The organism is Williamsia sp. Y844 (assembly GCF_056786475.1).
In genome coordinates this window covers 119249-140111 of record NZ_JBXCJB010000001.1, presented here as the reverse complement: position 1 = coordinate 140111, position 20863 = coordinate 119249, and the positions used below count along the sequence as shown (strand labels likewise).

Below are 20863 nucleotides of genomic sequence, written 5' to 3'. Positions count from 1 at the left end.
GAAGGAATCAATGACCGATAATCAGCTGTTGCAAGGCAAAGTGGCCATCGTCACCGGAGCCGGAGGAGGGATTGGCAGTACGTATTCGAAGGGGCTCGCCGAGGCGGGTGCAGCCGTGGTTTTGGCTGACGTGAATCTCGAAGCCGCGACCGCGGCAGCTGAGAAGCTGTCCGCGGCAGGCCATCGCGTCCTCCCTGTTCGTGTCGATGTGAGCGACGAAGCCAGTACAAAAGAGATGGCGGCCACCGCGGCCGATCATTTCGGGTCGGTCGACATCCTGGTGAACAATGCGGGGTTGATGGCAGAGGTGGTCGGTGAAGGGTCCCTCACCATGATGGATCTCGAACTCTGGAACCGCACTCTCGCAGTGAATCTCACCGGTCCGCTCCTTTGTAGTCGTGCAGTGGTGCCGTACATGAAGGAGCGCGGCTACGGCAAGATCGTGAACCAGTCGTCGAGTGGTGCATTCATGGCCGCACAGGCATATGGCGTTACCAAGCTGGGGTTGGTGAGCATGACGGTGTCACTGGCGCGGGAGTTGGCGCCGTTCGGGATTCGGGTGAATGCGATCGCGCCGGGCATGGTCAACACGGAAGCCGGCTCGATCGCATCGCCCCCGGAGCTCAAGGAAATGGTCAAACACGCAATTCCGTTCCCCTTCGGAGAACCGGAGGAGCTGAATCCGGGTCTGCTGTACCTCGTTTCGTCGGGCAGTGACTGGGTGACCGGCCACACTCTCAACATTGACGGCGGCTGGGTTGTACGGGTCTGAAGTCGCTTCTTCACAACACTTCTAACAGTCAGGAATTCGCATGAAGCATTACTTGCTGGTTGAATCACATCCTTCCCATCCTGATCGATTGGACGAATTCAACAAATGGTACGACGAGGTCCACATACCGGAGGTGGTGGCGCTTGACGGTTTTGTCGCCGGAACTCGACTCGTGGCGGCGGATCCAGACGGCGGTCCGTCGGTGACGCTCTACGAACTCGAGGGTGATCCCCACAAGGCGAAGGAAAATGTACATCTCGCGGCGGCGGCGAAGCAGTTGAACATGTCGGATTCGCTGAGTTATGGACCGATCCCGACAATGCGGATCATGGCTGTGAAGTCGGAGTATTCCAAGCCGCGTTGATTGGGTAAAGGGTAAAAGTATTCGAGGCCGTCATCTCCGGATGACGGCCTCGAATGTTTTTCTAGTGTCAGCTCGGCAGGTTCGCCGGAATCCAATTCGGATCACGCTTTTCCATGAATGCTCGCATTCCCTCGCGCGGCTCTTGCGACGTTTCGAGCGCGCCGAACATCGTCTCGTAGTCGAACAGCCCGTATCGCTCGTTGAGCATTCGTTTGACCTGAGCTCGTGCGATCGGCGCCGATTGCAATATCTCACGTGCTGCCTGGAGTGCGGCCGACCGCAGGTCTTCGTGCGGCACCACCCTGGAGATCACCCCGAGTCGCAGTGCCTCCGCCGCATCGAATTTGCGTGCGGACAATATCAAATCGCGTGCTGCCGCGAGTCCGACATGTGCGGGCAAAGCGGCGGCGAAGGTCGCGTCCGGGATTCCGCGCAACAGTTCGGGCACGCGGAACGTGGCCCGGTCGCTGGCGACGGCGATGTCGGACATCATCGCAACCAGTAGTCCGCCGGCCTGACAGATTCCGTTGACGGCGGAAATCACTGGTGCGCGGCTGTCCCGGATGGTCAGGAAGGGTACGACATCGCTGCCCGAAAGGCCCTCCGGCAGGTTGTCACCAGGCTCGGTGCGTCCACCCAGATCGCCGCCGGGTGCAAATACGTCGTCGACTCCGGTGATGATCAGCGCGGCCAGGTCCCGATCGGAGTTGACGAGGCGAACCGCTCGTTTCAAGCCGTAATACATCGCAGGGGTGAATGCGTTTCGAGCCGACGGCCGATCGATGGTGCACCATCCGATGGAACCGTCGCGCTCGAATCGTAAACCGTTGGCTCCTAAGTCATCTCCCATGGGTACACCTACTCCATTCTTGGGTTTGAGAACGATGATCTCGCAAAGGCGAAGCCCGGGAACACCGTTCCCGGGCTTCCCGAAACTGTTGTTGGTGTGGACTGACGTCAGGCAGTCAGGTCGATGAGCACTTTTCCAATCGCTTGACCATCTGCGACCATCCGGAGAGCGTCTGCGGTCTTGTCGAGTGGGAACTCGGCGCCGATGTGCGGGACCGCACGCCCGGAGACGAGTAGATCGGTGAGCTCGGCCTCATTTCGGCGGAACTCTTCCGGCGGGATGTCTTTGAATTGGAAACCGTTGACCTGCACACCTTTTACCAATATCAGGTTGAGCGGAATCTTCGGAATGACACCGGATGCGTACCCTATCGTGATGAAGCGACCGCCCGGGCGTAGTGCCCGCAGAGCAGGCTCTGAGAGATCGCCACCCACCGGATCAGCAACGATATCGGCACCTTGGGGGAGCGCAGCCTTCAATGCCGTTCGCAGATCGTCGGTGCGATGGTTGATGAGGTTGCTTGCGCCGTACGACGCTGCCACGTCGAGCTTTTGGGTGCTCGACGCTACTGCGGTGACCGTTGCGCCGAGTGCAACGCCGAGCTGAACGGCTGCGATTCCGACGCCACCACCGGCACCGAGAACGATCAATTCGTCGCCAGGCTTGAGGTGAGCCACCGATCGGAGCGTGTGGTACGCCGTCCGGTGGGCCACCCCGAAGGCTGCGGCGACGCGCGTCTCTACACCGTCCGGGATCCGGCGGAGCGTGAGCTTGTCGGAGGCGATGATGATCTCCTCGGCGAAGGCGCCGACGAACCCGGTACCCGCAACGCGCTCGCCCACGGCGACCGAGTCGACTCCGTCGGCGGCTTCGGCCACCACGCCGGCGAACTCACTGCCGGGAGTGAATGGCGTCGGGACGGTGACCTGATACTTGTTGGCCACCAGTAGTACGTCCGAGAAGTTGACGGCTGCGGACTCGATGCGGATCCGTACCTGCCCTGCCTCCAATGGGGGTGAGGGGAGTGCTTCGATCGTGATGGTCTCGGGGGTCCCGTAGTCCGAACAGATTGCAGCGCGCATATGAAATCACTTTCCTGGACGGTTGGGGCGTCGCGACGCTCGGGAATTGCCTGTTGCCGTGGCCGCTACTGCGTGGCAGCGAGTTCGTAGCGGCGGCGGTATTCCTCTTTGGACGTCTCGCGGATGTCGACGTCGGTAGCGCGAGCACGGAGTGCGCCCACTGTGGCGTCCTCGCGCGCAATGTGTTTGAACGGATCCCAGCCGAAGAAGTTCGCGGCATTCTGATGGGTGATCTTGTTGATCTCGTCGTCCGAGCACTCGGAATCGTCGAGCTCGGCCTTCAGGATCTCCGGTGACCGGGGCCAGGTGGAGTCCGAGTGCGGGTAGTCGCACTCCCAGGCGATGGTGTCGATGCCCAACTTGTTGCGGTTGCTGAGACCACTGGGCTCGGTGATGTAGCAGGCGAGGAAGTTGTCTCGCCACACGTCGGTAGGTGTTTTACCCCTGGGTAGGAACGTGAATCCGGTCCACGACTGATTGACGATATTGCGCTCCAGCCGGTCGAGCCACGGTGCGACCCATCCGATGCCGCCCTCACTCATGGCAATCTTGAGTTCAGGGAACTTCTGGAAGGCTCCGCTGAGCATTATGTCGGTTGCGGCGATGGTGGAGATCAGCGGTGTCAACACCATCATGCTGTCGATGTTGGCCCCTTCCGGCCGTTGGATCAGGCTGAAGCCGCCACCGATGTGCAGGCTCAGGACGATTCCGTGTTCCACGCATGCGGCGAAGATCGGGTCCCAGTAGCCGGACGCGAAGTCGGGGTAGCCCGACCCGTAGGGCGTCTCCGGGATACTGATCGACCGGCATCCCATGGCGGCCAGGCGGTGGACCTCTTGGACCGACTCGTCGATGTCGAAGAAGGGGAGGATGCCCAGCGGGATGAAGCGGCCGGGATGGGCGTCGGGGACCTCGCCGACCACCCAGTCGTTGAACGCCCTGCAGGCCGCCAGCGACAGGGCCTTGTCGGGCAGGCTCGCCAGGTGGGTGCCGGCGAAGCCGGGGAAGGTGGCGAACAATGTGGAGGCGAGGATGCCGTTGGCGTCCATGTCCCGAACGCGCAGGTCCATGTCGTAGACGGCCGGTCGCATTTCGGCGTACCCGGTGGGGTCCATGCCCCATTCACCCTTCGGCCACGAGATGACGGCGTTGAGTCCGGAGCTGCCGACCACCTTGTCCTGGAACTGCCAGGCCTGGACCCGCGGGTTCCGTGGATTGGCGGTCAGTTTCGGCGCCTGGTCCATGAGGTGCTTGGGGAAGTGCTTTTCGAAGATGTCGGCAGGTTCGACCACGTGGTCGTCGATGCTGACCATCACCATGTCGTCAATGTTCATCGGGGATCGATCCTCTCCATGGTTGCGCAGAGATGTCGGCAACCTCGTCAATTCAGGTGGTGGACTTAGAGCTGTGTCGGTCCTACTTCTGTGCCGTGATCGGTGCGGCGAGCCCCTGCTCGTCGACGATCCGTTGAATTTTCACCAGCGTCTCGTCGAGTCCGGCGCCGATTCGCGGGCCGGGGGTGAAGGTGGCCGGGAGTTGACGCATGCCCTGGATCATGCCGATGGAGTCGTAGTGCACGGCGCCTTCTGGGTCGCAGTGGTAGTCCGGCATCCGATCGAGCACTGCCACGAGCATGCGCTTGAACACTGTTCGCGCCAGGTTCGACCCGATGCAGCGGTGGACGCCCAGTCCGAAACTCAAGTGCCGGTTGGCTGTACGTTCGAGATCGACCTTGTTGGGCTCGTCGAAGACCGATGGATCCCGGTTGGCCATCGCCCACGAGAGGAACAGGCGCTCACCTTCCTTGAACTCGATGCCGTTGATTTCACCGTCTTCGGAGAAGGTGCGGCCGTCACCGGGTGTCGGACAGAAGAAGCGTAAAAACTCTTCCGTCGCCGAGTCCAACATCGTGTCCCGCTCCCGGCTGAGGATCTCGCGTTGGTCGGGATTCTGTGACAACCATTCAATCGAGTGGGACGTCAGTGCTGTGGTCGTGTCGAACCCTCCGCCAATGAGCAGACTGATGACGCCGAGAAGCTCTGCATCGTCCGGCTTCTCGCCGTTGATGGTGGCGCGGACAATCGCGTCGACGAGCCCGGGCCGCGGGTTCTCCCGGATTTCATGGAGATTGAGCAGGAGGTCTGCACCCATGGCTTGGTGCAGGGCACTGATCCGCTGAATGTCGGGCGAATCAGGCGGGGTGTACATGGCCGCGTGCACAGGTTCGCAGTAGGCGGTCCACTTCACAACCGGGATGCCCAGCATGGCCAGCGTGATGACTGCCGGAACGATATTCGCCAGATCATCGATGAAATCGATGCTGCCCGTTTCGATCTTCTCGTCGATGCTGGCTCGGATCACCTCATCGATGATCGGGACCCACTTCTTGATGGCAGCGGGCGACAGATAGGGGTTGAGGATCGCGCGAAATTCGCGATGTTCGGGATCATCCATTTCCAGGATGCCGCCACGGATGCGGCCTGCCGACCTGATCGCAGTCGGGATCATGATCCCCTTGTATCCGCGGCGGACTCCCTTGATGTCGTTGTCGTTTGACAATCCGACCGATCGGGCGAGGGTGAAGACTTCTTCGGCACCTGCGGCAACCCAGTGGCCGTCGTAGGTGTCAGACCAGGCCATCGGGCACTTGGACTGCATCTCCTCGGTGATCTTCGAGAAGTTGTCGCGATAGTCCGCTGCGTGCCGGTCGAACTGGAATACCGGTGCCCTGCGATTGGTCTGTGCTGCAACGTTGTCGGTGCTCATCGCGCTGTCCTCTCTGGTGTCTTGCCGGCGGCGTTTGCGGATTGGGGATCGCCCGAAAAGGCGCTGATTGCCTGCTCCGGGCAGGAACGGACAGCCTCTCGCACACTCTCCTCGAGATCGGCAGGAACATCACCGTCGATTGCCGTCGCATGACCATCGATATCGCTCAGATCGAACACGTCAGGTGCGACCATCGCGCACAACGTGTGCCCTTGGCATAGTTCTGGGTCGACCTTTACCTTCACGATTGCCTCAATTCGTAGCTGAATCATTGTGCGATTTCAGACCGTTACGATTCCCGTTCGGTTTCATCGGTTGACTGGCGGTAGACGCTGTCGGTGCGGGCCTGAACACGAAAAACGTTGTAGTGCAACAGTCTTGCAGGGAACCTGTGTCGGACCATGGTGGTCGATGTCTTCAGATGGTGGGGAACGCGCCAGGATTCGCGGCACCCGTGACGCAAATCACTGATCTGGAGAAGACCATACCGCTGGAAGGGTGGAATGTGAAGGTTTCCGGAGAAATCGATCCAAATTGTTTTCGGCGAGAGATGCTCTACCGCAAGAGAGTTGGTGAAACGACGAGGGATTTCCGGGCGATGGTTTCGCGATGATGATGCCTGGGAGGGCATGGCTGATCCGGACCCGTTGCGTGTCATCAAATGTTGTCTGGAGCACGGGGAACGGGACGCATGTACTCAGGTGCGTTCGTTGTTTGCCGGTTCCTATCCGGGCACGCCGGTACACATCGCAGTGCTACCGTCCCTGCCAGTTCGGTTCGCGTTTCTCGATGAATGCCAGGGCGCCTTCTTTGGCGTCGTCGCTGCGGAAGACGATCTCGCGCTGCTGGGCGAGCCGCTTTTCGGCGGCTGCGGCGTCGGTGACCGAGAGTCGGACGAGCTCTTTGCAGGCTGCCAGGCCCAGAGGAGCGTTGGCCGCGACGCGTTCGGCGTAGGCAATGGCGTTGTCCAGCACGTCTTCCGGTGCGGCGACGGCATTGACCAGGCCGATCTGGTATGCCCGGTCGGCGGTGAAATAGTCGCCGGTCATTGTCATCTCGAAGGCGATACCCAGCGGGATGCGGGTTCCGAGGGACGTCCCGCCGCCGGCGGGGAAGAGGCCGCGCTTGATCTCGGGTAGCCCGAACTCGGCTGTGGACGACGCGACGATGATGTCGCAGCCGAGGAGCAGTTCGAGGCCACCGCCGATGGCGGTGCCGTTGGCGGCACCGATCACCGGCACGGAAAGGCCGCCGGCAGCGAGGCGGGTGAAGCCTTCGGAGGTGAAGTTGCCACCGTCGGCGAAGTCGCGGAGGTCCATTCCGGCACAGAAGGCGCGGTCGCCGGTCCCGGTCAGGACGATGGCGCGGATCTCCGGGTCGGCTTCTGCCTCGAGCGCGGCGCTGCCGATACCGCGAAGCAGGCTGCTGGTCATCGCATTTCGGGCCTCAGGTCGGTTCAGACGCAGGACCAGGACAGCCCCGCGCCGCTCTGTGATGAGTTCGTCAGCGCTTGTCCCGGTCCTGGTGATCATGACTTGTAGTCGCTCGATGCTGCGAACTCGGCTGCTTCCCGCATCAGCTTGGTGATGACCGGGCCGTAGGCCTGCAACTTGATGTCGTCACCGGCACGCTGGAAACCCTGCTCGAGGATGATGGCGAGTTTCCACTTGGCCAGCACCAGGTAGTAGTCCAGATCGTCGACCTGGCGGCCCGACACCTTGGAGTAGTGGTTGACTATCTCATCGCGCGAGGGCATCCCGGACAGGTCGACATAGCTCGCCTTCGATGCCTCGGGTGCGTTGGTGTCCTCGGGCCAGCCCTGAACCATCCAGGCCAGGTCCAGCTTCGGGTCGCCGACGGTACCCATCTCCCAGTCGACGATAGCGGCGAGCTGGGCCGGGGCGCCTTCCTTGAACATGACATTGGCGAACTGGTAGTCGCCGTGCATGATTCCGGGGATGAAGTCGATCGGCTTGTGAGCGTTCAGCCAGGCGGTGGCCTCGCTCATACCCTCGAGTTCACGGCCCTTGATCCGATCGAAGAATCGGGTCCACCGCGACACCTGGCGTTCGTGGAAGCCGTCGGGCCGGCCCAGATCGCCGAGGCCCTGGGCCTTCCAATCGACCTTCGACAGCAGCGCGATACCCTCGGCCAGCTGATATGCCAGGCCTTTTCGCAATTCGAGGTCGGAGGTGAAGGGTTCCTTCCACTGCTTGTTGTCCATCGGCGACCAGCCGTCGACGTAGCCCATCAGGTAGAACGAGCGCCCCAGGACCGAGGTGTCGGAGCAAGCAGCAATCGCTTCGGTGTGCGGCACATCGGTGCCCTCGAGGGCCTCGATGATGCGCCATTCGCGCATGATGCCCTCATCGCGGTCGGCCGGCGCGGCGGTCGGCGGCATCCGGATCACCGAAACATGTTCTCCGCGAGTGAGTTTGTAGATTTCGTTCTGCGTTCCGCCGGAGAGGAACTTGGCCTCGAGCGGTTCGCCCTTGCCGGGCAGTCCGGCCTCGTCCATCCAGTCCGCGAGCTTAATCAGGTCCATCAGAGGTTCCCCACTTCGAGTTCGAGAAATTCGGCGTATTTGGCTTTGGCTGCAGCTTGTTTGCGAGGGATCCACTCGGTGGGCCACAGGTCGTCGGTGCCGGTGTAGTCGCGCAATACCTGCTTGGCGACGGTCATCTTGTGGACCTCGGTCGGGCCGTCGGCCAGACCCATCACCGCGGCGCCGTGCACCATGGTCAGGAACGGCATCTCGTTGGTCACACCGAGGGCGCCGTGTACTTGCATTGCCCGCCAAGCGATGTCGTGCAGGACCGTGGGCATGACCACCTTCGCGGTGGCGATGTCTTTACGGACCTTCTTGTAATCGTTGTACTTGTCGATCTTCCAGGCCGTGTTCAGCACGAACAACCGGAACTGTGCCAACTGGGCGTACGAGTCGGCGATGTAGCCCTGGATGAACTGCTTGTCGGCCAGCCGGCTGCCGGCGGTCTCGCGGCTCAGCACCCGCTCGCACATCATGTCGATCGCCTTCTGCGCCAACCCGATCGTGCGCATCGCGTGATGGATCCGGCCACCGCCGAGCCGGGTCTGCGCCACCGCGAACGCCTGACCTTCGCCGCCGAGCAGTGCGCTGTCGGGGACGCGGACGTTGTCGTAGTGGATCAGGGCGTGGGTGCCTTCATCCATCGGCTCGCCGAACAGTCCGACGTTGCGTTCGATGATGACGCCCGGGGTGTCGGTGGGGACCAGGAACATCGACATGCCCTTGTACGCGCTCACCTCAGGGTTGGTGACAACCATGACGATGAGGAACGACGCGGTCTTGGCGTTCGATGAAAAGTACTTGTAGCCGTTGATGATCCAGTGATCGCCGTCGCGGACCGCGCTGGTCTTGAACTGCGTCGGATCGGCGCCGGCCTGCGGCTCGGTCATCGAGTAGCTCGAGAAGCATTCGCCGTCGAGCAACGGCTGCAGGTACTGCTTCTTCTGGTCCGGGGTGCCGTAGTGGGCGATGATCTCGGCGTTGCCCGTGTCGGGCGCCTGGCAGCCGAACACGATCGGCGCCCACGACGAACGGCCCAGGATCTCGTTGAGCAGGGCCAGCTGCAGCTGGCCGTAGCCCTGACCGCCCAGGTCCGGGCCCAGATGGGTCGCCCACAAACCCTGATCACGAACCTGCTGCTTGAGAGGGTCGATCGCCTTGCGACGTCCCCCGTCGAGCGGGACGAACTGCATATGCGGCCACGCGTGATCGAGTGGTTCGACTTCTGCGCGGACAAATTCATCGGCCCAGTCCAGTTTCGCCTGGTACTGCGGGTCGGTCTCAAAATCCCATGCCATAGAGGCCTCCTCGTTCCGTGCGAGAATAGCATTCTGCTCGTTCGGAATGCAATTCTTATAGTTGGGAAGAGTGTTCCATTGGTGATTGAGAAAATGGGCACGCGGGAGCGACCGGCAAGGTCTGGACCAGGCGGTCTGCTGTGATTTGTGTGTTCGCAAGGGGTCGGCAGCGTTCACGTGAAGTTCGTGCGCCGAGCCGAGCCGAGTCGCGGAGCCTCGTTGAGGCGGTCACGGTTTCTGCGCGGTATCGGCGTGGTCGGACAGTGGCGTGCACGCAGCGATGGGGGCGCAAGAATGTGATCTTGAAACCGCTTGAGAGGACCGATTTCAGGGATTATGGATCGCCGAAATCGTCAGAGATCTAGACCTGTGGAGGCGATGGGTGTTCAACACCGACCTCGGCCGACGCCGCGGGTCGAAGAAGCGGCGCCGGCCCGAGTTGGAGCCGTTCAGATACCGGTGGTCACAAACGGAACCGCTGCCTCACCGGTGTAGACGAGGAAGGTGAAGGACTCCTGGAAGTACAGGTTGATTCCGTTCGCATCGTGGGAGTCGTAGCCGATCGAAACGTCTTGTCCGATGGTGAGATCGAAGTCGCCGCCACGGGTGCTCAGCAGGAACGCCTCATCAATGGCAGGGGCCCAGATGATGTCGCCATCGATCACGCGCTGCAGATGCTGGATGATCGGGTAGCCATGATTGGAGGTCTCGTTGACCTTCAACCACACGTCGGCGCTCAGTGCCAACGAGTACGGACCGCTCACCGACGACAGGCGGAGCCGGCTCAACGCCTGGCTGATCGCCTCGGGGTATTCGCGAACATCGCTGGGTAGCTTGATCGGATCGCCCGGGGCCTGGCTGCGGATGCCCGCGATGCCTGCAGCGGAATAGCCTTCGAAGATCGCGCGGTCCTCGGCCTGGGCAAGGCTGCGCGCCGCCTCGATGACCGGATCCCAATCGGAGTCCTGCGCACCGCGGTCGACGTCGTCGACTGCCTGGCGGCTGACCGTGAACGGAACCTTCAATTCGATGATCGACTGCGAGGTCCGGGCACTGGCTTCGATACCAGCGTGCGGTGCATCGATGGGGAGGCGGCGTCCGGTGGTGACCGCGGCGAGTTCCAACCCGTGCGGACCGTTGACGTCGACGAGTCGACGACCGGCACTGTTGCGCTTGAATGTTCGGGTCGCCTCCTCCTCGATCTCTTTCCAGGCCGCAGCAGAGATCGGTGCGAGTTCGCGGTGCAGGTTGTTCATTTTTCCTCCGTGGTCAACTGCCGGCGCCGGGAGAGGTCGCCGATCCGAAGTGACCCCAAGTCGGGGACCGTGTCGGTGGTGATCGTTTCGGGATCGTTCGTTTCGTCTTCAGTTGCCCGGGATTCGCCGGCCGGGAGCTCCGGCGGATCGTCGAGAAACTCGATGGTGGGCGTGAAGTATCGACTGCCGGTGACGGCGGTGGAGAAGTCGAGGAGCCGGTCGTAATTGCCCTCGGGCTTACCGATGAACATGTTGCGCAACATTTCGTCGGTCACTTCAGGACCGGCCGAGTAGCCGATGAACAACGTTCCGAACTCGTCCTGGCCCACCGTGCCGAATGGCATGTTGTAGCGCACGATCTGCACCTGCTCACCGTCTTCGTTTTCGATGACAGTCAGCGCGGTATGGGAATTGGACGGTTTGGTGTCGTCGTCCATTTCGATGTTGTCCCACTTGGTCCGGCCGAAGACTCGTTCCTGCTCGGCGGTGCCTGCCGCCTTCCAGGCAGTCATGTTGTGCAGATACTTCTGGATCAAGACATAGCTGCCACCGGCAAAGTCCGGGTCATCATCGGCGTCGACGATCACGGCCCGCACGGCCGCGGGACCATCAGGGTTTTCGGTGCCGTCGACGAACTCGACCATCGAGCGCATGTCGAACAACCGGAATCCGTGGACTTCGTCGACCACGGTCACGGCGCCCTGGAGTGCATCGGTGATCTGCTTGGCCATCTCAAAACAGGTGTCCATGGGCCTGGCGCGGATGTGGAAGAGCAGGTCGCCGTCTGTTGCCGGTGCCGTGTGCACCGCACCTTGCAGCGGGACGAAGGGGGCCAGGCCGGCGGGCCGCCGACCGGTGAACAGTCGGTCCCAGACGTCTGACCCGATGCCGACCACACACGTCAGTTGGGAATCGGGAACTCGTGTGGCGACCGATCGGATGAGCCCGGTGACACCGGAAAGGAAATCCCAGACCTGCGCTTCGGCGCCCTCGTTGACAGTGGCAACCAGGAAGATGGAGGTTTCCGGTAGCCGCGTCAGAATGGGTTGCGGTGTCGGGCCTTCAGAATCGATGATGATCGTTGCCTTCCGCCTGCTGATGGACCTATCCGAATTACGTTAGCGTTCCTCGGAGCCGTTGGGTGCGTTGACACCCCACCTGACAATTGTGCACGGACTGCGTCCCGAATACATGAGTCGAATGTCCCGTGTGGGGATGGCGCGCAAAGATATCGTTAGAACTTGGTGCGCGATGTATTCAAGCCCCGGGACGATGGGTAGAACGATAGACGTGAGACCACATCAAAAGCCGCGTCCCAGTGCAGAATTCGATCCCGACCCACTCCAGCAGGTGGATCTGTGACGCTCACGACGATCTTGCCGACCCTGCGCGCGAGCATCCCGGACCCGATCAACAGTTCTTTGTGGCCCGACCACACAACCACCACCGTGACGGACGTTCTTGTCGACGGTCTGTCGATGACACACCTCATCGAATTGTCGGGAACGCCCGCGGTCTATCCGAGTCGCACTCCGGGGCGAGGCGTGGTGATGATGCGCGTGGTGGAAGCCCGCACCATCGGTCCACGCCGTCGGATGATCTGCGTCGATTTCGCTGCCGAACGAGTGCAGCTGGTCTGGTCCGAGGCCCGCTTGATCGGCCGGGTATCGACTGCACGAGTGGAGTCGACCGACATCGGTTCGAAGGGGCGAGAATGCGCGCTCACCCTGCCGCGCCCGGCGGATATCTTGCCCGGTGACGTGCTGGCCGCACCCTGTGAGATGCCACTGCAGTTGTGGTTGCCCGACCGGCCCGCAGGATTGGCGGCAGAGGTCTTTTCGCCGACTGCGTAACCGGCTACGTTCGGGGGTGACCCGACCCCGGGAGGTGGCCGAGATGACATCCACGCCGATATCTATGCCGGTGAAGGTGGACCGAGACGGTCCGGTGACCATGATCAGCATCAACCGGCCTGAGATTCGGAACGCCGTTGACGGCGTGACAGCGCAGGCCCTGGCCGACGCCTTCCGGGCCTTCGACGTCGATCCCGATGCGTCGGTGGCGGTGCTGCACGGTGAGGGCGGAACATTCTGCGCCGGCGCCGATCTCAAGGCCGTGGCATCCGGTCGCAACGTGAACCGGGTGGCGGCCGATGGCGACGGTCCGATGGGGCCGACTCGAATGCGATTGTCCAAGCCCGTCATTGCGGCCATTGACGGGCATGCGGTGGCAGGCGGTTTGGAACTCGCGTTGTGGGCAGACCTCCGGGTCGCCGACGAAGACGCCGTTCTCGGAGTGTTCTGCCGTCGATGGGGTGTACCGCTCATCGACGGCGGCACCGTGCGGCTACCGCAATTGATCGGAATGTCGCGGGCCATGGACCTGATCCTGACAGGACGCCCGGTGTCAGCGGGCGAAGCCGGTCAGATGGGGCTGGTCAACCGGGTGGTGCCGGCCGGCGAAGCGGTGTCGGCGGCCCGGCAACTCGCCCACGAACTGGCCGCGTTCCCACAGACCTGCATGCGCCACGACCGGCTCTCCGTGCTCGAACAGGAAGGGCTCTGTGAAGAGGACGCCATCCTCAACGAGTACGGCCATGGCGTGAGGTCACTGTCGACAGAGACCTTTGCAGGCGCGACCCGGTTCGCCGGGGGAGCGGGTCGACACGGGTCGTTCGACGAAGAGTGAGGACAAGGATCGAAGCCGGTGAGGTGTCGGTCGGCGAGAACGTCGATCTCATCACCACCTATTCTGGATAAATGAGTGCCACCACCACGACTCCGGCCGACATCGAACAGATCGTGCGCGGCCAGGCGACCGCCGCCAAAGCCGCATCTCGCGTGCTCGCGGGCCTGACCACCGATCAGAAGAACCGGGTTCTGCACGACTCCGCCGAGGCATTGCTCAGGCAGGCTGATTCGATCCTGGCCGCCAACGCCGAAGATGTCGCGAGGGCCGAGGCCGCCGGGACCGAGGCCAGCCTGATCGATCGGCTGCGTTTGACGGCCGATCGGATCGACGGCATCGCCACCGGACTGCGCCAGGTGGCCGGACTGCCCGACCCGATCGGCGATGTGATCGCGGGCAAAACCCTGCCCAACGGCATGCAGTTGCGGCAGGTGCGGGTACCGCTCGGTGTGGTGGGCATGGTTTACGAAGCCCGCCCCAATGTCACCGTCGACGCGTTCGGCATCGCGCTCAAGTCGGGCAATGTGGCGCTGCTGCGTGGCTCGTCGTCGGCGGCCAGTTCGAATGCCGAACTCGTCCGGATCCTGCGCGACACCCTGACCGCCGCCGGTCTGCCTGCCGATGCGGTGCAATTGCTGCCGTCGGAAGACCGGTCCAGCGTCACCCACCTCATCCGGGCCCGCGGGCTCGTCGACGTGGTGATCCCACGCGGTGGTGCCGGCTTGATCAAGGCAGTGGTCGAGAACGCCACGGTGCCGACCATCGAAACCGGAACCGGCAACTGCCACATCTACATTCACTCGGCGGCTGATCTCGACATGGCCGAGGACCTCGTCCTCAACTCCAAGACCCGGCGGCCCAGTGTCTGCAACACCGCCGAGACCGTCCTCATCGATCAGGCGATCGCCCCGGCCGCGTTGCCCCGACTGACCCAGGCGTTGCAGAGCGCCGGGGTGATCATCCACGGCGACGAACCGGGCATGGTCCCGGCCACCGAAACCGATTGGGCCGATGAGTACCTGACGCTCGACATCGCCGTGAAGATCGTCGCGGGTATCGACGAGGCCGTCGACCACATCGATCGATACGGCACCAGCCACACCGAGGCGATCGTCACAGCCGACCTGGCTGCGGCCACGGAGTTCACCCAGCGCGTCGACGCCGCAGCTGTCATGGTGAATGCCTCCACCGCGTTCACCGACGGCGAGCAGTTCGGATTCGGTGCCGAGATCGGCATCTCCACCCAGAAGCTGCACGCCCGTGGCCCGATGGGTCTCCCAGAACTGACGTCCACCAAGTGGATCGCCTGGGGCAACGGCCAGACCCGGCCCCGCTAGCCCAAGCCGCCGGCCCTGAACCCGCTGCCCGTCCAACCAGATACCCAGGAGCAAAAACGATGGCCGTAGAGCCCAGTTTCACCGACGTGCCCGGCGTACGCGAGACGCTAGCCGGCGTTGGGTACCTGGCCGACGAGGCAACCTCGACGTCGGTGTTCCTGGCCGACCGGCTGGGTAAACCGTTGCTCGTCGAAGGCCCCGCCGGTGTCGGCAAAACCGAGTTGGCGCGTGCGATCGCGCAGTCCACGGGCGCCGATCTGGTGCGATTGCAGTGCTACGAGGGCATCGACGAGGCCCGCGCGCTCTACGAGTGGAACCACGCCAAGCAGATCCTGGCGATCCAGGCGACCGGCCAGCGCGGCTGGGACGAGACCAAAGCCGACATCTTCTCCGACGAGTTCCTGCTGCCGCGTCCGCTGCTGAAAGCCATCACCCAGCCCGGACCGACCGTGTTGCTGATCGACGAAGTCGACAAGGCCGACGTCGACATCGAAGGCCTGCTCCTCGAGGTCCTCAGCGATTTCGCTATCACGATCCCCGAGATGGGCACGGTCACCGCCGCGCGGCGACCGATCGTGCTGTTGACGTCCAATGCGACCCGCGAGCTGTCCGAGGCCCTCAAGCGCCGCTGCCTGTTCCTGTTCATCGATTTCCCCGACGCGGCGCGTGAGCGGGAGATCCTGGCCAGCCGGGTGCCCCAGCTCGCCGAGTCGGTCGCGAAGGAACTCGTCCGCATCATCGGGGTCCTGCGCACCCTCGACATCCGCAAGAAGCCGTCGGTGGCCGAGACGATCGACTGGGCCAACACGCTGCTGGCCCTGGGCGTCGGCGAGAAGCCGGGAACAGAGATCGACAACGCGCTCATCGCGCAAACCCTGGGGGTCGTCCTCAAGCACCGTCCGGACGTGGCCACCGCCCTCAAGGAACTGAAGCTGAGCTGAGTGCCGTGACCGCCCCCTTCATCACCCAGCTCACCGGGTTCGTCGACGACCTCCGGGCCCGCGGGATCGTGGTCGGGCCTGCGAATCTGATCGATGCCGGGGAGGCAACCGCGGTCCTCGATCTTCTCGACCGCGAAAGCTTCCGCGAGGGGATGGCCTGCACGCTGCTCCACGACAACGGGCACCGCAGGGTCTTCGATTCTGTCTTCAACCTGTGGTTCCCGCTCGGCGCCGGTGACCGCAGCGGCGACCTGGACGAGGCGTTCACCCGGGACGCCGACGGCAAGATCAAGACCGAGGCCGTACGTGACCGCCTCGCCGAACTCCTGGCCGACGATTCACCGGAATCCGAGGCGGAGCTGGCCAGATTCGCGGCGATGATCGTCGCGGAGATGGGCAAATATCAGGCGACCCGGGATTCGGCCTACTCCACCTATCAGGCGATGTCGGCGGTTGATCCGCAGACGCTGATCGCCCGGATCGCCGCGGCGATGGCCGTCGCGGGCGGCGGCACCGAGGCCGACGGCAGAGATCCGGTCTTCCGCAAGGCCGCCGCCGACCGGGTCAGGCAGTTCCGGACGTTGATCGACAACGAGACCAAACGCCGGATGGCCGAGCGCAACGGGCGCGAACGGGTGTCGCAGTACGCGGTGCCGAACCTGCCCGAACGGATCAACTTCCTGTCCGCAGGCGCGGCCGAGGTCGCCGAGGTCCGTCGTACCGTCGCACCGTTGGCGCGCCTACTCGCATCCCGACTGGAGATCCGCAGGCGGCGTGCCCACCGCGGCGCGATCGACGTCCGCAAAACGTTGCGCGCATCGATGTCCACCGGGGGAGTCCCGATCGATCTGGTGCGACGCAAGCCGCGTCCGGGCCGCCCCGAACTGGTGGTGCTCTGCGATGTATCGGGCTCGGTCGCCGGGTTCTCCCAGTTCACTCTCCAGCTCGTTTATGCCTTGCGGCAACAGTTTTCGAAGGTCCGGGTGTTCGCGTTCGTCGACACCGTGGACGAGGTGACCGAGTTCTTCGACGGCCCCGACCTCGACGTCGCCGTTGCGATTCACGACATGGTGAAGAACGCCCGGCTGATCACCCGTGACGGTCACTCCGACTACGGCCATGCGTTCGCAGGCTTCGCCGACGGGCATCTGGACGCACTGACGCGACGCGGTGCGCTGCTCATCCTGGGGGACGGCCGCAACAACTATCGCGACCCGAAGCTCGACGCGCTGACCAAGATGGTCGATCACACCAGGCATGCCTATTGGCTCAATCCGGAGGCCGCTGTCAACTGGGATTCGGGGGACTCGATCGCCGCAACCTACTCGGATGTGATTGACATGCATGAATGCCGGAACGCCTCTCAACTGGCAAAGGTGATCGCCAACCTGCTGCCCGTATGAGCTGATCAGTAGACTCAATCCTCATGCCCGAAACGACACCCATCTCCCGCGCCTCCAAAGGTCGGAAGATCGGTGTCATGGGCGGCACCTTCGACCCCGTCCACAACGGCCACCTGGTCGCTGCGAGCGAGGTCGCGGACCGCTTTGGTCTCGACGAGGTCATCTTTGTCCCCACCGGCCGGCCCTGGCAGAAGTTCAAGACCGACGCCGGGGTCAGCCCGCCCGAAGACCGCTATCTGATGACCGTGATCGCAACCGCGTCCAACCCACGGTTCTCGGTCAGCCGGGTGGACCTCGACCGCGAAGGCGACACCTACACGGTCGACACGCTGCGTGATCTGCGCCGCATGAACCCCGACGCGGAGTTGTTCTTCATCACGGGTGCGGACGCGCTGGCATCGATCTTGTCTTGGCAGGACTGGGAAGTGTTGTTCGAGTTGTCGAGCTTTGTCGGGGTTTCCCGTCCCGGCTACGAACTCGGCGCAGCACATCTGGACAGGCATCTGCAGAAGCTCCCTCCCGATACCCTCCATCTGATGGAGATACCGGCGTTGGCGATTTCGTCAACGGACTGCCGCGAGCGTGCGGCGGCCGGACGGCCGGTCTGGTACCTGGTACCGGACGGAGTGGTGCAGTACATCAGTAAGAGAAAGCTCTACCAATCGAAAGGCACTCTGTGACAGCGTCACCCGAGGCGGTCGCCATGTCCGCCGTCGCCGCCCATGCGGCCGCCGACAAACTGGCCGCCAATGTGATCGTTCTCGATGTTTCCGAGCAGTTGGTCATCACCGACTGTTTTGTCATCGCATCGGCCGACAATGAACGACAGGTCAGCGCCATCGTTGACGAGGTCGAGGAAAAACTGCGCGAAGCCGGCCACAAGGCGGTCCGGCGTGAAGGCACCCGTGAAGGGCGCTGGACGCTGCTCGACTACATCGACGTGGTCATCCACGTACTCCATGAAGAGGAGCGCGAGTTCTACGCCCTCGAACGTCTGTGGAAGGACTGCCCGGTCCTCGACATCCCAGGGCTCGACACCCCCGTGATCGCGACCGGCGGTGACGACGAAGACACCGAAAGCTCGAACAATGAATGAGTTGTTGCGTCCGGACGGACACGACTCCAGCGTTGAACGGATGACGCCGGTCGTGCGTCGGCTCGTGCTGCTTCGGCACGGGCAGACCGACTACAACGCAACAAGCCGGATGCAAGGACAGCTCGACACCGATCTGTCCGAACTCGGTATCCGGCAGGCCGCCGCCGCGGCCAAGGTGCTCGCCGCCAGAGAACCGCGTCTGATCATCTCCTCGGACCTGCGGCGGGCGCGCGACACCGCGGCTGCTCTGGCCGAGCAGGTCGGCCTCGAGGTCGGGTTGGACAAGCGGCTGCGCGAAACCCACCTCGGCGAGTGGCAGGGGCTGACCCACCACGAGGTCGATGCACTGCTGCCCGGTGCCCGCCGCATCTGGCGCGACGACGCCACCTGGACCCCGCCCGGTGGCGAGAGCCGCGTCGACGTGGCCCGCCGGAGCATGCCTCTGGTGGAGGAACTCGTTGCCGGACTTGGTGATTGGGGTCGCGGCGACAACGCTGACGCACCGGTTGTCCTGGTGGCACACGGTGGGGCCATCGCGGCCCTGACCGCCGGGCTGCTCGGACTACCCATCAGCCACTGGCCGCTGTTCGGAGGACTGGCCAACACCAGTTGGGTCCAGCTCAGCGGGCACGGTGAAGACAACGACACCACCTGGCGGCTCGACGTGTGGAATGCGTCCGCCGAGGTCTCCGATCTGGCAGTCCAGTGAGCGGCTTGCAATGAGCCTGGACATCGCGTCGCCGGGGGGCGGCAGTCTGTTGGTGCTGTCGGATTCGCTGGCCTACTACGGGCCCAAGGGCGGATTGCCTGCCAACGATCCGCGGATCTGGCCGACCTTGGTCGCCAAAGAGTTGGGCCTGGAGCTCGAACTGTTCGGACGGATCGGCTGGACCAGCCGCGACGTCTGGTGGGCACTGACCCAGGATCCGAACATCTGGGCTGCGGTCCCGAGGGCGAGCGCGGTCGTCTTTGCTTTCGGCGGGATGGATTCGCTGCCGTCGCCGTTGCCGACCGCTTTGCGCGAGCAGATCCGCTACGTGCGGCCGCCGTGGTTGCGACAGTACGTCCGTGACGGCTACGGGTGGCTTCAGCCGCGGCTGGCCCGGACCGGCTGGCCGTTGGCACTGCCACCGGCGCTGACAGCTGACTATCTCGGCAAGATCCACGAGGCCCTGACCGCGATCCGGCCCGACCTGCCGGTGGTGGCCTGCCTGCCGTCGACGCATCGCAGTCCCTACTACGGCAACGTCCACAAGGGGCGACCACAAACGGTGGCCGCAATGACCGACTGGGCGCAGGCGGCGCAGGTGCCGCTCGTTGATCTGATGCCGCCGACCGCGGCGCATTTCGACCGCGGCGAAGGAAATCCGGACGGCATTCACTGGGGCTTCAGTTGTCACCGCGAGGTGGCTGATCTTGTTCAGGCCGCCGTGTCCGGCGCCCTCACGACTTCCGACGCCCTCACGATTCCCGATGCACCGACGACTAACGTGTCCCTGTGACCGTTGTCATAGTGACCGACTCCTCGGCACGCCTGCCGAATGCGCTGCGCGAGCGGTACCGCATCAGGCAGGTGCCGTTGCATGTCTTGTCGGGGGATCTCGATCTGCGGGAAGACGTCGACGAGATCGGTCCCGACATCTACAACAACCCGCAGACGACCACCTCGGGTGTGACACCCGCCGACCTCGAGGCCGCGTACGCGCGTGCCGTCGAGGAAAGCGACGGCGACGGAGTGGTGGCGGTTCACCTGTCCCGGCGGTTCAGTGGCACGTGGGGTTCGGCGCGTGTGGTTGCCGAGAAGTTCCAGGGCCACATCCGGGTGGTCGACTCACGGACGGTCGGGCTCGGGGTCGGGTTCTCTGCCCTTGCCGCGGCGCAGACTGCCGAAGCCGGCGCCGATATGGACCGTGTCTACGAAGCGGCGATCCGGGTCGGGTCGACGACAGAGTGCCTGCTGTGCGTGCAGCAACTGGAGAATTTGCGGTCGAGTGGACGGATCGGCGCCACCACGAGATTGTTTGCCTCGGCGCTCGCGATCAAGCCCATTCTGAGAGTGGTCGACGGGACGCTGGTCCTCAAGGAGAAGCAGCGGACCACGTCCAAGGCCATCGCCAAGATCATCGATTCCGGTGTCGAGATCGCCGACCAGCGGCCGGTGACCCTCGGTGTACAGCATTGTGAGGCACCGGATCTCGCGGCGCAGATCATCGAAGCGCTGCAGTCCAAGCTGACCATCACCTCGCTGGTGCAGTCCGATTTCGGTCCGGTGTTGTCGCGGCATGTGGGTAGCGGGGCCGTGGGTATCGCGGTGGCGACATCACTGGACCCGATCGACCTCCCCTGAGTTTCCCTCTTTCTCAAACGCTCCAACTGTACGAAGATGCTCCACAAATATGTGGAGCGTCTTCGTATAGGTGGAGCGTCTGGAGGCTGATGCCGAGGTTGTCCACAGTTCGATG

At 63.3% G+C, this 20863-nt stretch carries 21 protein-coding genes and 1 pseudogene; 12 read left to right on the top strand and 10 right to left on the bottom strand.

Features of this window, described 5'->3' with window-relative positions:
* Positions 1-10: 10 nt before the first annotated feature.
* Entirely contained in the window at positions 11-772 is a 762-nt protein-coding gene (locus tag AC1TQG_RS00700; protein ID WP_482135042.1) for an SDR family oxidoreductase, read from the top strand.
* An 88-nt stretch (positions 773-860) separates the two neighbouring features.
* Positions 861-1136, top strand: a complete 276-nt coding sequence (locus AC1TQG_RS00695; protein ID WP_482135041.1) for a hypothetical protein — start codon at positions 861-863, stop codon at positions 1134-1136.
* A 67-nt stretch (positions 1137-1203) separates the two neighbouring features.
* On the opposite strand, the gene AC1TQG_RS00690 is transcribed toward AC1TQG_RS00695, so the two are convergent.
* The 10 genes and pseudogenes from AC1TQG_RS00690 to AC1TQG_RS00645 all read right to left on the bottom strand — a co-directional run bounded on the left by AC1TQG_RS00690 (position 1204) and on the right by AC1TQG_RS00645 (position 11976).
* Positions 1204-1986, bottom strand: a complete 783-nt coding sequence (locus AC1TQG_RS00690) for an enoyl-CoA hydratase/isomerase family protein (RefSeq protein ID WP_482135040.1) — start codon at positions 1984-1986, stop codon at positions 1204-1206.
* A gap of 107 nt (positions 1987-2093) precedes the next feature.
* Complete coding sequence (locus AC1TQG_RS00685) at positions 2094-3068, bottom strand: NADPH:quinone oxidoreductase family protein (protein ID WP_482135039.1); 975 nt, start codon at positions 3066-3068, stop codon at positions 2094-2096.
* Positions 3069-3133: 65 nt separating this feature from the next.
* Positions 3134-4402, bottom strand: coding sequence for an amidohydrolase family protein (locus tag AC1TQG_RS00680; protein WP_482135038.1), 1269 nt, complete (start codon positions 4400-4402; stop codon positions 3134-3136).
* An 82-nt stretch (positions 4403-4484) separates the two neighbouring features.
* Positions 4485-5834 (bottom strand): cytochrome P450, encoded by a 1350-nt coding sequence (locus AC1TQG_RS00675; protein WP_482135037.1) that lies wholly within the window; start codon positions 5832-5834, stop codon positions 4485-4487.
* A gap of 65 nt (positions 5835-5899) precedes the next feature.
* Positions 5900-6079: pseudogene (locus tag AC1TQG_RS00670) on the bottom strand (ferredoxin); the annotation flags it as partial.
* Positions 6080-6589: 510 nt separating this feature from the next.
* Positions 6590-7366 carry an enoyl-CoA hydratase-related protein gene (locus AC1TQG_RS00665; RefSeq protein WP_482135036.1) on the bottom strand — a complete coding sequence of 259 codons (777 nt, stop codon included), beginning with the start codon at positions 7364-7366 and terminating at the stop codon, positions 6590-6592.
* Entirely contained in the window at positions 7363-8379 is a 1017-nt protein-coding gene (locus AC1TQG_RS00660; protein WP_482135035.1) for a phosphotransferase family protein, read from the bottom strand. Before AC1TQG_RS00660 ends, AC1TQG_RS00665 begins: the two co-directional genes overlap by 4 nt.
* Positions 8379-9680 carry an acyl-CoA dehydrogenase family protein gene (locus AC1TQG_RS00655; RefSeq protein ID WP_482135034.1) on the bottom strand — a complete coding sequence of 434 codons (1302 nt, stop codon included), beginning with the start codon at positions 9678-9680 and terminating at the stop codon, positions 8379-8381. The genes AC1TQG_RS00660 and AC1TQG_RS00655 overlap by 1 nt, the downstream gene beginning before the upstream one ends.
* A gap of 449 nt (positions 9681-10129) precedes the next feature.
* Positions 10130-10936 carry a family 1 encapsulin nanocompartment shell protein gene (locus tag AC1TQG_RS00650; protein ID WP_482135033.1) on the bottom strand — a complete coding sequence of 269 codons (807 nt, stop codon included), beginning with the start codon at positions 10934-10936 and terminating at the stop codon, positions 10130-10132.
* On the bottom strand, positions 10933-11976 hold the full coding sequence (locus AC1TQG_RS00645) for a Dyp-type peroxidase (RefSeq protein ID WP_482137212.1): 1044 nt from the start codon (positions 11974-11976) through the stop codon (positions 10933-10935). Before AC1TQG_RS00645 ends, AC1TQG_RS00650 begins: the two co-directional genes overlap by 4 nt.
* 318 nt (positions 11977-12294) lie before the next feature.
* Here AC1TQG_RS00645 and AC1TQG_RS00640 point away from each other — a divergent pair, with 318 nt between their 5' ends.
* The 10 genes from AC1TQG_RS00640 (at position 12295) to AC1TQG_RS00595 (ending at position 20748) form a co-directional block, all read left to right on the top strand.
* On the top strand, positions 12295-12789 hold the full coding sequence (locus AC1TQG_RS00640) for an urease accessory protein UreE (RefSeq protein ID WP_482135032.1): 495 nt from the start codon (positions 12295-12297) through the stop codon (positions 12787-12789).
* A gap of 43 nt (positions 12790-12832) precedes the next feature.
* Complete coding sequence (locus tag AC1TQG_RS00635) at positions 12833-13624, top strand: crotonase/enoyl-CoA hydratase family protein (protein WP_482135031.1); 792 nt, start codon at positions 12833-12835, stop codon at positions 13622-13624.
* A 71-nt stretch (positions 13625-13695) separates the two neighbouring features.
* Positions 13696-14961, top strand: a complete 1266-nt coding sequence (locus AC1TQG_RS00630; RefSeq protein ID WP_482135030.1) for a glutamate-5-semialdehyde dehydrogenase — start codon at positions 13696-13698, stop codon at positions 14959-14961.
* Positions 14962-15020: 59 nt separating this feature from the next.
* Complete coding sequence (locus tag AC1TQG_RS00625) at positions 15021-15902, top strand: AAA family ATPase (RefSeq protein ID WP_482135029.1); 882 nt, start codon at positions 15021-15023, stop codon at positions 15900-15902.
* Between the two features lie 5 nt (positions 15903-15907).
* Entirely contained in the window at positions 15908-17305 is a 1398-nt protein-coding gene (locus AC1TQG_RS00620) for a vWA domain-containing protein (protein ID WP_482135028.1), read from the top strand.
* Between the two features lie 23 nt (positions 17306-17328).
* Positions 17329-17985, top strand: a complete 657-nt coding sequence (gene nadD, locus AC1TQG_RS00615) for a nicotinate-nucleotide adenylyltransferase (RefSeq protein WP_482135027.1) — start codon at positions 17329-17331, stop codon at positions 17983-17985.
* On the top strand, positions 17982-18401 hold the full coding sequence (gene rsfS, locus AC1TQG_RS00610; protein WP_482135026.1) for a ribosome silencing factor: 420 nt from the start codon (positions 17982-17984) through the stop codon (positions 18399-18401). Before nadD ends, rsfS begins: the two co-directional genes overlap by 4 nt.
* Positions 18394-19110 carry a histidine phosphatase family protein gene (locus tag AC1TQG_RS00605; RefSeq protein ID WP_482135025.1) on the top strand — a complete coding sequence of 239 codons (717 nt, stop codon included), beginning with the start codon at positions 18394-18396 and terminating at the stop codon, positions 19108-19110. Before rsfS ends, AC1TQG_RS00605 begins: the two co-directional genes overlap by 8 nt.
* A 10-nt stretch (positions 19111-19120) precedes the next feature.
* On the top strand, positions 19121-19903 hold the full coding sequence (octT, locus tag AC1TQG_RS00600) for a diglucosylglycerate octanoyltransferase (protein WP_482135024.1): 783 nt from the start codon (positions 19121-19123) through the stop codon (positions 19901-19903).
* The gene (locus AC1TQG_RS00595; protein ID WP_482135023.1) at positions 19900-20748 is read left to right on the top strand and encodes a DegV family protein; all 849 of its coding nucleotides are present in this window, start codon (positions 19900-19902) and stop codon (positions 20746-20748) included. The genes octT and AC1TQG_RS00595 overlap by 4 nt, the downstream gene beginning before the upstream one ends.
* Positions 20749-20863 lie beyond the last annotated feature (115 nt).